Genomic DNA, 262 nt, shown 5'->3' with positions numbered 1-262 from the left:
AAACTGGAGAAAGCCCGCGCACAGTGGCCACTGCAACATGCCGAGTATCTCGTCAGCGATCTTAACCTCGACAGCCAAGGCTCCCTTACTCAACAAGCCGCAATACTCAAAGGAAATGTCACCACACCTTTTCATAAAATGTTAGCCATTAGCGGTGAACTCCATCATCAAGATGCGAAACTCGATATTAAGCAGTTTAATGCTAAGGGCGAGCTAGGTTCGATCGATGTGACTGGTGAGCTAGATTACGCTAAGGCGATCA

At 47.7% G+C, this 262-nt stretch carries 1 protein-coding gene; it reads left to right on the top strand.

The window, feature by feature from the left end:
- Positions 1–262 (top strand): hypothetical protein (locus B4920_RS26685; RefSeq protein ID WP_139379710.1); only part of this gene is annotated, 262 nt, incomplete at both ends.

Source organism: Zoogloea sp. LCSB751 (assembly GCF_002028455.1).
Classification (GTDB): Bacteria; Pseudomonadota; Gammaproteobacteria; order Burkholderiales; family Rhodocyclaceae; genus Zoogloea.
This window is presented reverse-complemented; position numbering and strand designations above follow the sequence as displayed.